The organism is Achromobacter aegrifaciens, from assembly GCF_902859735.1.
GTDB lineage: Bacteria > Pseudomonadota > Gammaproteobacteria > Burkholderiales > Burkholderiaceae_B > Achromobacter > Achromobacter aegrifaciens.
The window spans coordinates 309,087-321,441 of the sequence record NZ_CADIJY010000001.1 but is presented as its reverse complement, the minus strand read 5'-3'; the positions used below and the strand labels follow the sequence as shown (position 1 = coordinate 321,441).

The 12,355-nt window shown below is 65.9% G+C and carries 9 protein-coding genes; 3 read left to right on the top strand and 6 right to left on the bottom strand.

The features are described from left to right. Entirely contained in the window at nucleotides 1-924 is a 924-nt protein-coding gene (gene ku / locus HV766_RS01485) for a non-homologous end joining protein Ku (protein WP_054455092.1), read from the bottom strand. Between the two features lie 195 nt (nucleotides 925-1,119). On the opposite strand from ku, the gene HV766_RS01480 reads away from it, so the two are divergent. Both HV766_RS01480 and HV766_RS01475 read left to right on the top strand, forming a co-directional pair. Then, on the top strand, nucleotides 1,120-2,253 hold the full coding sequence (locus HV766_RS01480; protein ID WP_175180426.1) for a DUF3182 family protein: 1,134 nt from the start codon (nucleotides 1,120-1,122) through the stop codon (nucleotides 2,251-2,253). Further along, nucleotides 2,240-2,998, top strand: a complete 759-nt coding sequence (locus tag HV766_RS01475) for an alpha/beta hydrolase family protein (RefSeq protein ID WP_054455097.1) — start codon at nucleotides 2,240-2,242, stop codon at nucleotides 2,996-2,998. The genes HV766_RS01480 and HV766_RS01475 overlap by 14 nt, the downstream gene beginning before the upstream one ends. Nucleotides 2,999-3,145: 147 nt before the next feature. Here the strand turns inward: HV766_RS01475 and HV766_RS01470 are convergent, their stop codons facing one another. Both HV766_RS01470 and HV766_RS01465 read right to left on the bottom strand, forming a co-directional pair. Beyond that, on the bottom strand, nucleotides 3,146-3,772 hold the full coding sequence (locus tag HV766_RS01470) for a response regulator transcription factor (protein ID WP_054455098.1): 627 nt from the start codon (nucleotides 3,770-3,772) through the stop codon (nucleotides 3,146-3,148). Further along, nucleotides 3,769-5,598: an ATP-binding response regulator gene (locus HV766_RS01465; protein WP_175180425.1), complete on the bottom strand. Its 1,830-nt coding sequence runs from the start codon at nucleotides 5,596-5,598 to the stop codon at nucleotides 3,769-3,771. Before HV766_RS01465 ends, HV766_RS01470 begins: the two co-directional genes overlap by 4 nt. Nucleotides 5,599-5,876: 278 nt before the next feature. On the opposite strand from HV766_RS01465, the gene HV766_RS01460 reads away from it, so the two are divergent. After that, on the top strand, nucleotides 5,877-6,380 hold the full coding sequence (locus tag HV766_RS01460) for a ClbS/DfsB family four-helix bundle protein (RefSeq protein WP_166738351.1): 504 nt from the start codon (nucleotides 5,877-5,879) through the stop codon (nucleotides 6,378-6,380). Between the two features lie 111 nt (nucleotides 6,381-6,491). Here HV766_RS01460 and HV766_RS01455 read toward each other — a convergent pair whose 3' ends face one another. Genes HV766_RS01455 through HV766_RS01445 form a run of 3 tightly spaced genes read right to left on the bottom strand, consistent with a single transcriptional unit; the run spans nucleotide 6,492 to nucleotide 12,222 of the window. Next, entirely contained in the window at nucleotides 6,492-7,964 is a 1,473-nt protein-coding gene (locus tag HV766_RS01455) for an efflux transporter outer membrane subunit (RefSeq protein ID WP_175180424.1), read from the bottom strand. 20 nt (nucleotides 7,965-7,984) lie between these two features. Beyond that, nucleotides 7,985-11,161, bottom strand: coding sequence for an efflux RND transporter permease subunit (locus HV766_RS01450; RefSeq protein ID WP_125471752.1), 3,177 nt, complete (start codon nucleotides 11,159-11,161; stop codon nucleotides 7,985-7,987). Continuing rightward, a complete protein-coding gene (locus tag HV766_RS01445) occupies nucleotides 11,158-12,222 on the bottom strand; it encodes an efflux RND transporter periplasmic adaptor subunit (protein ID WP_280528335.1) in 1,065 nt (354 codons plus the stop codon). Before HV766_RS01445 ends, HV766_RS01450 begins: the two co-directional genes overlap by 4 nt. Nucleotides 12,223-12,355: the final 133 nt, after the last annotated feature.

Below are 12,355 nucleotides of genomic sequence, written 5' to 3'. Positions count from 1 at the left end.
TCAGGCCGCCTTTTTCGCCTGCCTGGCGCTCTTGGCGGCCTTCTTCGCGGGCGCCTTTTTCACAGCGGAACTACGCGGCGCGGCTTTCTTGGCGGGCTTGGCCTCGGCCTTGGCGCGCCCCTTGGACGCGCCGCCGCGCAAGCTGCGCTGCAACAGGTCGGTCAGATCGATCACGTTATCCGCATACGCAGGCGCTTCCTCCTGCGGCGCGATCACGGTTTCGGTCTTGCCCGCCTGGGCCTTCTGTTCCACCAGCCCCATGATGGCCGCCTTGAATTCGTCCTGGTACTCGGCCGGATCCCACTCTGCCGACATTTCGTCCACCAGCATCTTGGCCATCTTCAATTCGGACGCGCTGGGCGACATGCTCTTGGCGCCTGCCTTGGGCAGATCCAGTCCCTCCACGGACTTCACCTCGTCGCCCCAACGCATCAGATTCAGGACCAGCGCGTCTCCCATGGGAATCAATGCCGCCAGATGCTGCTTGGTCTGGATCACGACCTTGGCGATGCCTATCTTGCCGCTTTTCACCAGCGTGTCGCGCAGCAGCGCATACACCTTCTGCCCCTTGTTGATCGGGGCGATGTAATACGGCCGCTCCAGGTAGACGAACGAGACTTCGGCCGATTCGACAAATTGCTGGATTTCGATGGTTTGCGTCGTGCGCGGATATGCCTCCGCGATCTCCTCGGGGGAGATGATGACGTACTGGCCGTCCTCGTATTCCACCCCTTTGACGATGTCCTTGGATTCGATCTCCTTGCCCGTGCGCTTGTTGATGCGCTTGTAGCCGACGGGGTCCATCGACCGGCGGTCCAGCCAATCGAAATCCACGCCCGATTCCGTCGTGGCGGTATGCAAGCCCACGGGGATGTGGACCAGGCCGAAGGTGATCGCGCCCTTCCAGATGGTTCGCGTGGCCATGAGAATTTCTCCTAGGTGATGTGCACGCGCTCTCGCCGCGGCTTCGGATGCGACAACAACGGCAGCCATCGCCACGGCGGAAAACGCAGAGCAGCAACTTCCATGCCCGACGCCCGACCCGCGCCTGACTGCGCCGCCGCCGGCTCCCCGGACCGCGATTCCTGCACAGGCACGCCGCTTGCTGAGTTGCCTGCCATGACATCCCTACCCGATTCCCGCTCGGAAGGCATCGTGGCGGCTTTTCCCCGGCGCGCGCGGGCCTCCGAACACGAGGTGGCATCACTCGATGCCCAAGCCGCCCGACTGGCCGCGTTGCTGGGCAGACGCTACGTGCCCGATTACCGACCCAGCCGCCACGGCGGCGGGGTGGTTCCCTATTATGTGCCTGATCGCACCATCATAGGCGCCAGGCGCGCCACCGTGCTGGGCATCGTCAGCGAGACAGACCTTTACGGCGGCGTGGCGCCGCATGCGTTCGTGGCCACCAAATCCATCAGCCACGGACTGGTGGGGCCGCAGGCCTCCCGCCCTGCCAGCTGGTCCATGGCACTGGCGGACATGCTGGGCGACGCCGTGCTGGAAGGCTATACCGCCTTTTGCCCCGAAGACGCCCTAGCCGCAGGACGACGCTTGCTCGCACGCGCCACGGTACGCGTGAAGCCCGCGGACGCCACGGCGGGTCGCGGACAGGTCGTGGTCAGGAGCCTGGATGCGCTGCAGGCTGCCCTGGCCGAGCAATCCCCGCGCTTGATGCAGCGCCTGGGCCTGGTGCTGGAAGAAGACCTGGAAGAAATCGAAACGTATAGCGTGGGCTGGTCGAAAGTGGGCCAGATGGAGATCGCCTACGTGGGCACCCAATCGCTGACCGACGACAATCAGGGCTGCCAGGTGTACGGCGGGTCCGAGCTGCGCGTGGCGCGCGGCGGTTTTGACGCCCTGCGCGCGCTGGATCTTCGCGCGGATGAGCGACGCGCCATCGAGCTGGCGTGCCGTTATGACACGGCGGCCTGGGCCGCCTATCCGCAATTGATCGCATCGCGGCGCAACTACGACGTGGCGATCGGGCGCGCGGCGGACGGCGGCGCGCGCGCCGGCGTGCTGGAGCAATCCTGGCGCGCTGGCGGCGCCAGTCTGGCCGAACTGGCCGCCATGCAGGCCTTCGCGCTGTCACCGGCGCTGATGGAAGTGCGCGCCGAGACCCGCGAACGCTACGGCGCCGGCGAACCCGTGCCAATCGCGCAACGGCTGGTGTTCCACGGGGTCGACAGCGCCATCGGCCAGATCAGCAAATCGGGAGGCATCCTGGAGGCGCAAGATGGCGGCGCATAGCACCCCTACCGCTCTGGAAGTCGACGACGTGTCGCTCGAGGCGACCTTTCTCACTCCGCAGGACAAGGTCCCTGGCGTGCTGTTTATCCACGGCTGGGGCGGCAGCCAGGAATTTGACCTGTCCCGGGCCAAGGGGATCGCCGCGCTGGGCTGTGTCTGCCTGACCTTCGACCTGCGCGGTCATGCGGGCACCCGGGCCCAGCAACTACAGGTGACCCGCGAGGACAATCTGCGCGACGTGGTGGCGGCCTACGACAGGCTGTCGCTCCACCCCGCGCTGGACTCCGGTTCCATCGCCGTAGTGGGCAGCAGCTACGGCGGCTATCTGGCCGCCCTGCTCTGCACGCTGCGCCGGGTGCGCTGGCTTGCGTTGCATGTCCCCGCCTTGTATCGCGACGACGAATGGCTGGTGCCCAAGAACCAGCTCAACCGCGACACGCTGCGCGCCTACCGCAGCGCCTACGTGCCGCCGGAAGAAAACCGCGCGCTGAAGGCTTGCACGGAATTCTCCGGCGACGTGCTGCTGGTGGAAGCGGAGCACGACATCTATATCCCGCACTCCACCATCATGAGCTACCGATCGGCCTTCCGCCGTTCGCACTCATTGACCCACCGCATCATCGACGGCGCCGATCACGCGCTGACGGAAAAGCCGGCGCAACGCGCGTATACCTCGATCCTGGTCAACTGGGTGACGGAGATGGTGACGGGCGCGCGCATGGGCGAGGGCCGGGCGAGCTTCTGAGCGCAAGCGCAATCTCCCTGCCGGCCAAAGACCGATGCGCACGCACCGCGCGCGTGATCGTGGCGCATCGCCCCGACACGATTGCGACGGCCGGACGCGAGATCTCGCTGGTAGCCGGCAAGGTGGCCAGCGACAGCGGGCAGCCGCCTATGCCGGCTTCCCGAACACGCCGCCGCGCCGCGCCACTAGCGTCGCCTGCGTACGATTGAGCACGCCCAGGGTGCCCAGAATGGCCGACACATGCGTCTTGACGGTCTTTTCGGTCATGTTCAGCCGTTCCGAGATTTCCTTGTTGCGCAGTCCGTCGCACATCAGGCATAGCACCTCGACCTGGCGAGGCGTCAGCGCGCGCAGCAAGGCTGCTTCGTCCTGGTCGCCTGCGGACAGCGCGCGGCGCTGCGGCGGCGCCGCCTCGTTGACCGCTTCCAGCGCGGCGGCCAGCTCCTGGCAGCTGGCGGACTTGTTCAGGAAGCCCTGCGCGCCGGCCTCCAGCGCCCGGCGCATGTCCTCGGGATCTTGCGAGGCCGACAGCACCAGGATGCGCAACTTCGACCGGCGCTGACGCAAGCGTTTGAGCAAGTCGGCGCCAGCCATGTCGGGCAGATAGAAATCCATGATGACGTGCTGGATCGCCGTATGCCGGTCCAGTATCTCCAGCGCTTCCTGGCCGCTGGCCGCGGGATGGATCTCCAGGCCGGCCACGCCCTGGCCCAGCGCCATCACCAGCGCTTCGCGGAACATGGCGTGGTCGTCGACCAATAACACTGCCGTCATTCGGCATCTCCGGGAAGGGGCGCTGCTTGCCTGGCATGCAGCAGGCCCGTCACGTGCTCGCGCAAAGCCTGGACTTGCACGGGCTTGTGCAAGAGCGGCACGCCGCGCGCGGCGGCCTCGGTCAGGCGCGCCGGATCGGTATCGCCGCTGACCAGCAAGGCAGGCAGATCGGGATCGTTGTATTCCTCGCGCAGCCTTTCGATTACGTGAATGCCGGTCTCGTGTTCGCGCAGCCGGTAATCCGTGACGATCAGGGCCGGCGTTTCGGCCAGCGGCAGCACGCGCTCGAACAGCGCATTGCCGCTGGTCGCGGCGATGACGCGGCAGCCCCAGCTTTCGAACAGCATCGACAGGCCCGCCAGGTTCTGCGCGTCGTCGTCCACCAGCAGCGCCAGCTTGCCGCGCAGGCTGTCTTCACTTGCAGGCGCCCGGGGCAGTCCCACATTGGCATCCGTGATCGAAAGGCCTGCCGCGGCCGGATCCGACAGCGGCGCCGTGACCGCGAACACCGTGCTGCGGCCTTCTTCCGAGCGCAGCGCCAGTTCGTGGGCCAGCAGCCTGGCGGTGCGGCGCACGATGGCCAGGCCCAAGCCCAGACCCTTGCTGCGGTCGCGCTCGGGATTGGCCAGTTGATGGAACTCCCAGAAGACGCGCTCCTGCTCGGCCTTGGGAATCCCTGGGCCGTTGTCCCAGACCTCGATGCGCAATCGGCTTCCGCGCCTGCGGCAGCCCACCAGGACGCGGCCGCCGTCGGAGTGCACGATGGCATTGCTGATCAGATTGCGCAGCATGCGCTCCAGCAGCACGGGATCCGAACGCACGCTGGCCGCGCACGCGCGCACCCGCAGCCGTATCCCCTTCTCGCTGGCCTGCGGCGCGTATTCGGCCTTGAGCTGGTCCAGCAGCGGCTGCATCCTGAACGTCTCGAAACGAGGTTCGATGACGCCGGCGTCCAGCCGCGACAGATTCAACAGCGCGTCGAACAGATGGCCCATCGCCGACAGCGCGCTGGTGATGTTGTCGACCAGATAGCGCCCGTGCCGGGACAGGGGTTCGTTCGCCAGCAAGCCCAGGAACAAGTTCACCGCATGCACGGGCTGGCGCAGGTCGTGGCTGGCCGCAGCAAGAAAGCGGGACTTCTCCAGATCGCTGCGTTCGGCCGCTATCTTCTCCTGGCGCACCTGTTCCAGCAGCGCCAGGTTTTCATAACCCAGCCGCAACGCGTCCAGGTGGGTGCGGTTCATGCGATGGATGAACGCCAGGGTCGCGACCAGATATGCCAGGCCGCCCGTCACCAGCGCCAGATGGATGGCGGAAGGCTGCGCCGCCAGCGCGATGAACATCGGCGCGAAAGCCGGCACTTCGAACGCGTACATCACCGGCAGCATCATGTAGTTCGAATAGATGGCGCCCGTACCCAGTCCGAACAGGATGACGATGAAGAACAGCTGATACTCCAGCGGGACGAAAAACGTCCAGTAGGCCAGGGGCAGTCCCCACAGGATGCCGGAGCACAGATTCCCGGCCAGCATGCGGCGCACCCAGCGCTGCGCCGCTGACGGGTCGGCGCGATGGCGGTCGTACGCCACCACGGCGGCCCAGCGCAGCACGCCCACGGCCAACGTGGCGCCCAGCCACAGCAGGATCTCGTGGTGGGGCAGCACGCCGACCAAGGCGAATGCGGAAAAACAGGCGCTGATCAGCGACCCGGCCAGGGCGAACGGAAAGCTTCGGCGCAATGCGTCGACCTGCACCTGATGGATGCGGGCGGCATAGGACGAACTTGGCGGCGTGGAAGCGGAAGTCTGACCGATGGTTGGCTGCAATGGCGTGGGGATGTTACGTGCGAGGGACCTGCCGCTTGCGCAGGGGCGGATCGAAACGTGTGCGGATTTTAGACCCATCGTGCGGATTTCCGCAGGCGCTGCGCGATTTTCGTTCGGCATTGACATTCCAACGGTGGAAAACCCCAGGATTTCCGCCTTGGCCCCGGGCGTATGCGCTCCCTGCCCGCTTTCCTGCGGCCGGCACCACGCCCGAGGCGCGCCAACCCGTCAGACTCAATCCGACGGCCCGATCCGCGACGACTTGGTGGAAAGATCCGATGAAACTACCCGCATCCAGGCAAGAGCTGCTGTGTAACCTCCGCGACCGGCACAGGCAATTCCGCGTCGAGGCGGCCACCATACGCGCGAGCCTCTACCGAAGGACGGCCGAGGTGGGACATGCTCATCGCATGCCTATCGATGCCGCCACCGTGTTGGTCGACCTCATTCTTTGGAACACGATGATCCTGCAGTTCGCCGCCGCAGGGGCAGGGGATGCCGGCTCCCCCTTCTACAGCAGGGAAGCGATGCTGGACAGATTCTGCCGCCTGACCCACGGCTTCCGACGCGACTTCAACGGCAGCAGCCTGCACAGGCTGCATGAACTGACCCGTCTGGGGCAGGAACGCGTGGTCAGCAGCGTAGCGCGGCATACGGACGCCGCCCTCTTCGCGCCCTCGGGCGCAGGAACTGGAACCTTGGGCGGCCAACTCCAGATTCTGACTTGCATGGCTTATGCCAATGGGCTGTCGAAATTGCGCGCCTGGAAGCAGGCCGTGTAGCAGCATCGCTGCCCGGTCGCCGCGGACAAGGCTTGGGCCGCCGCTTTGACGCGGCGGCCCAAGCCCGGGGACTGGCTATGTACTCCAGGGCCTGGCGACATTTGGCGGACCCTATGCCCCGGCGGGCATGCGCGCCGAATGCTCGGACCAACCTCCACCCAACGCCTTGTAGAGGTCGATCAGGTTGTTCAAGCGCGTCAGGCGCGTGCGCACCAGGATCTGTTGCGCGCCGTATAGCGAGCGATAGGCCTCAAGCAAGGTGAGATAGTCGTCCACGCCCTCCTGAAACCGCAGTTCCGCCAGCTCATAAGCGCTGCGGCTTGCCGTCACCGCCAACTGCTCCGAACGGATCTGGTCGTCAAGCGTGCGCTTGCCCGCCAAGCCATCGGCCACCTCGCGGAATGCCACCTGAATGGCCTGCTCGTAGTTGGCGATTTCCACCCGCTTCTTTACATGCGCCACGTCCAGGTTGGCCAGCAAGGCGCCTCCCCGAAAAATGGGCAGCGTGATGTGCGGCAGGAATGCCCAGGCCCGCGACCCGGAGTCGAACAAGCCGTCCAGAGAGGCGCTGGCGGTTCCCGCCGAGCCCGTCAAGCTGATCGCCGGCAGGAAAGCGGCGCGCGCCGCGCCGATATTGGCATTGGCGCCGCGCAGCATCTGCTCCGCCGCGCGTATGTCGGGCCGTCGGACCAACAACTCGGAGGGTAGTCCGGTCGGTAAATCCGATGGAACGATACCGTCTGGCAGCGTCGTTGCCGCGTCCAGCTGGCTGGACAACTCGGGCGTCAGCGGCTGTCCCAGGAGCAGCACCAGCGCGTTGCGGTCCCTGGCTACTTGTCGCGTGTAGGCGGACCGGTTGGCTTCCGCATTACGCAACGCAATCTCGGCCAGACGCAGGTCGAGCTGCGTCGAGTTTCCGGCCGCAGCCAGATCGGCCGTCAGATCATACGAACGCTTTTGCGTGGCCAGCGTGTCTTCCGTCAGCCGCAACAGTTCCTGGTCGGCGCGCAGCGTGAGGTAGGCGTTGGCCACTTCGGCAACCAGGCTCAGCTGCGTGGCGATCCGGTTCTCCTCCAGTGCCAGATATGTGGCCAGGGCCTGATCGCTGAGGCTGCGGATACGGCCCCAAAGGTCCAGTTCCCAGGCGGTCGTCACGCCGGCCACGTCATAGCGCTTCGAGACCTGGCCGTCCTGCGTGGCGCCAAGGTCGCCCGGAATGCGCTCGGATGCGCCACTGGCCGAGACGCTCAGGTTCGGCAGCATCGCGGCGCGCTGGATTCGGTACAACGCCTGCGCCGCTTCGACGTTGAGCGCGGCGCGGCGCATGTCCCGATTGTTGTGCAGCGAGATTTCTATCAATTGCTGCAAGAGCGGATCCCGGAAAAAGTCGCGCCATCCTATGTCGGCCGCGGCCATCGCATCGGGCTTGTGCCGCGCATCCTCGGCATCCGAAGAATAGGTCGCGTCGACAGGCGCAGCGGGGCGTTCGTACTTCGGCGCCAGGGAGCAGCCGGCCAACGCGGCCGCAAGCGTCAGCGGCGCGAGCTTCAGGCAGCGCCGGGAGCGGGTGTAAAGATGCTTCATGTCGTTATTCCTCCTGGCCATCATGCGTGTTGCTTGGCCGAGCGGGTCGCGGCCCGGCGGGCTTCCCGTCGCAGCGCCAATTTGCGCACCACGACGTAAAACACGGGCGTGAGCAACAGGCCGAACAGGGTCACGCCAACCATTCCCGCAAACACTGCGATCCCCATGGCATGGCGCATCTCCGCCCCGGCGCCTGTGGCCAGCACCAACGGCACCACGCCGGCGATGAAAGCGAACGAGGTCATCAGGATGGGGCGCAGGCGCAACCGGGCAGCCTCCAGCACTGCCGCCAGCGGATCGGCGCCTTCGTCCTCCTTGGTGCGGGCGAATTCCACGATCAGGATGGCATTCTTGGCGGCCAAGCCGACCAGCACCACAAAGCCGATCTGCGTGAAGATGTTGTTATCGCCGTTGGACAGCCAGACCCCGCCTATCGCCGAAAGCAATGCCATGGGCGCGATGAGCAGCACGGCGAACGGCAGCGACCAGCTGTTGTACTGGGCGGCAAGAATGAGGAAGGCCAACAGCACCGCCAATGGGAAGATGTACAACGCTGAATTCCCAGCCTGCTTCTCCTGGTAGACGAGGTCCGTCCACTCGTAGACCATGCCTTCGGGCAAGGTCTCGCGGACGATGCGTTCTATCGCGTCCGTCGCCTGCCCCGAGGAATATCCCGGCGCGGGACCGCCGCTGATATCCGCCGACGGAAAGCCGTTGTAGCGGATGACCCTGTCCGGCCCGGACCCGCGCGTCAGCGTCACAAAGGCGCTCAGGGGAATCATTTCGCCACTGTCGTTGCGCACCTTGAGCATCCCGATGTCGTCGGCCTGCATGCGGAACGGCGCGTCGGCCTGCGCCATGACCCGGTAGGTGCGCCCGAAGCGGTTGAAGTCATTGACGTAGAGCGATCCCAGATTGATTTGCAGAGTCTCGAACACGTCCGTCAGCGATACCCCCAGGGACTTGGCCTTGACGCGGTCGATGTCCACCTGCAACTGCGGCGCGTTGGTCTGGAAGCTGGCCAGCATGTTCGCCAGCTCGGGAGCCTGCATGGCCTTAGCCATGATCTGACCCTGCGCCTGCGCCAGCGCCTCGAACCCCAATCCGGCGCGGTCCTCTATCTGCAGCTTGAAGCCGCCCATGGCCCCCAGGCCCGGCACGGGAGGCGGCGGGAAGATACCGAGGAACCCGTCCGGAATCTGACTGAACTTGCCCATCAGCTTTCCGGCGATGGCGTTGGCGGACAGCGAAGGATCCTGGCGTTCATCGAAGGGTTTGAGCATGGCGAACATCAGCGCCGAGTTCGGCACGTTCACCGGACCGTTGACCGAAAGCCCGGGGAAGGCAACCACGCTCTCCACGCCCGGTTCGGCCAGCGCGATCTCGGACATCTGCTTCACCGCCGCCTCCGTCCTGTCGAGCGAAGCGCCGCTGGGCAACTGTGCGATGCCCACCAGGAAGTACTTGTCCTGGGCCGGCACGAATCCGTTCGGCACCTGGTGAAAGCCCAGCCAGGTCAGGCCGACGAAGCCGGCGTACAGCAGCAGCACGATGGCACTGCCGCGCACCGCCCGGCGCACCGTTCCGACGTAGGCATTCGAGGCGCTGTCGAAGAAGACATTGAAGCGCCGGAAGAAGCCGCCCAGCGCCCGGCCCATGATGCGCGTAAGCCAGTCGGCCTTGGCCGCGTCGTGATGCGGCTTGAGCAGGATGGCCGCAAGCGCGGGCGACAGGGTGAGCGAGTTGATGGCGGAGAGTATGGTCGAAATTGCGATGGTCAGCGCGAACTGGCGATAGAACTCGCCCTGCAGCCCGGACAGGAAGGCCGACGGAATGAAGACTGCCGCCAGCACCGAGGTGATCGCAATAATCGGCCCCGTCACCTCGTCCATGGCCTTGATCGCGGCCTGCCTTGGGGATTCGCCCAGGGCCATGTGCCGCTCCACGTTTTCGACCACCACGATGGCGTCGTCCACCACGATGCCGATCGACAGGACCAGGCCGAACAGCGACAGCGTGTTGAGCGAAAAGCCGAACATGTGCATCAGCGCAAAGGTCCCCACCAGCGACACGGGCACGGCCACCAGGGGAATGATGGACGCGCGCCAGGTCTGCAGGAACAGCACCACCACGATGACGACGAGAAGGATGGCCTCCAGCAGCGTGACCGCCACCGATTGCAGCGAGGCGCGCACGAACACGGTGGGGTCGTAGGCGATCCGGTATTCCACATCCTGCGGGAAGCTCTGCTGCAGCTCCTGCATCTTGCCGCGCACCGCATTGGAGACGTCGATGGCGTTGGCGCCGGGACTCTGGATGATCTGCAGAGCGGGCGCCGATTCGCCATCGATCAGGCTGCGCAAGGTGTAGGCATCCGCCCCCAGCGAAACGCGGGCAACGTCGCGCAGCCGGGTAACCTGGCCATCCGCGCCCGTCTTCACCACGATGTCGCCGAACTGCTCCGCGCTGGTCAGACGCCCCAGCGTGTTGACCGTCACCTGGTAGGCCGCCGTGGTATCCGGCTGCTGGCCCACCGACCCCGCGGCGACCTGCACGTTCTGCTCCCGCAGGGCCGCAACCACGTCGCTGGCGGTCAGGCCGCGCGCGGCGACGCTGGTGGGGTCTAGCCAGACGCGCATCGAGTACTCGCCAGCGCCCCAGACCAGCACGTCGCCCACGCCGGGCAGGCGCGCAAGTTCGTCGCGCACCTGCCGGATGGCGAAGTTCGATAGATAGAGCGAGTCGTAGCGTTTTTCCGGCGAAACCAGGTGCACCACCATCAACACGTCGGGTGAGGTCTTTTGCGTGACCACCCCGATGCGCTGCACTTCCTGCGGCAAGCGCGGCAAGGCGCGCGAGACCCGGTTCTGCACCTGGATCTGCGCCATGTCCGGGTCCGTTCCCTGCTTGAAGGCAATGGTGAGCACCATCTGGCCGTCGACGGCCATCTGGGAACTCATGTACAGCATGCCTTCCACGCCGTTGATCACCTGCTCCAGCGGGGCCGCCACAGTATCGGCGATCACTTCCGGATTGGCGCCGGGATAGCTTGCCGTCACCTGTACCGTGGGCGGGGTGACGGCGGGATACTCGCTCAGCGGCAACTGCCAGAACGCAATGCCGCCCGCCAACAGCATCAGCAACGACAGGACGATGGCGAAGATTGGCCGCGCAATGAAGAAATGAGGGAACTTCATGGGCGGGCCTCCGCAGCGGCTACCTGTTGCATAGGCACCATACGCGGCGTGACGCTCATGCCGGGGCGTACCAGCCCCTTGATGATGATCCTCTCACCAGCCTGCAAGCCGGAACTGATCATGCGCAGCCCATCCACCATCTGGCCCAGCTGCACCGCGCGGTACTGGGCCTGATTGTCGGCACCCACGACCAGGACGTAGTTTTTCCCCTGGTCCGTGCCCACCGCCAGATCATCGACCAGAATGGCTGCGCGCTCGGCGCCGGTCGTCAGCCTGGCACGCGCGAACAGCCCCGGGGCCAACAGGCCATCGGGATTCGGCACGACGGCGCGGGCGCGGATGGTGCCTGTGCCGCGGTCGATCTGGTTGCCCACGAAATCCAGCGTGCCCTTGTGGGGAAAGCCCTGGTCCGTCGCGAGCGCCACGGCGACCGGCAGCGACGCCTTTCCGCCCTGGGAGTCTGGCCGGGCCAGCCTCACGGCGTTGAGGTAGGTCGCTTCGTCTATGTCGAAGTACACGTGCACCGGGTCGATCGAAACGATCGTGGTCAGCAGGTTGGCCGCGCCCCCCGCCCCGCCGTTGACCAGATTGCCTTCGGTCACCATGATCCGGTCGACGCGACCTGATATCGGGGCCGTGATGCGCGCGTAGGAAAGATCGAGCCGCGCCGCCGCCACGGCTGCCTTGGCCACCAGGATCTCCGCCTGGCGGGCGTTGCGCGCGGACACGGCGTCGTCATAGGTCTTGCGCGACACCGCGCCGGTCGCCACCAGCCGCTGGGCGCGGTCGAAGTCAGCCTGGGCCTGGCTGGCCAGCGCCTCGGCCTGGCGCAACTGCGCCGCGGCCGTGTCGAGCGCCACCTGGAATGGCCGCGGATCGATCTGGAACAGCTGCTGTCCTTTGCGCACCAGGCTGCCCTCGGGAACGCTGACGGCATCTACCGCGCCGCTGACCCGCGAGCGTAATTCGACGGATTCTGGAGCCGCCAGATATCCGGTGAAGTCGGTCGATGGCGCGATGACACGCTGGATCACTTCGGCAACCGGAACCTGAGGCGCCATCGGCGCGCCCGCGGAAGGCGGCGGCTTGCTTTCATCTCCGGACGCATCACCGGCCGCCCACGCAATGGTTCCGGCCGCCGCGATGGCTCCAGCCACGACAACGATTCTGAATTTTCGACGCATCGACATGCCC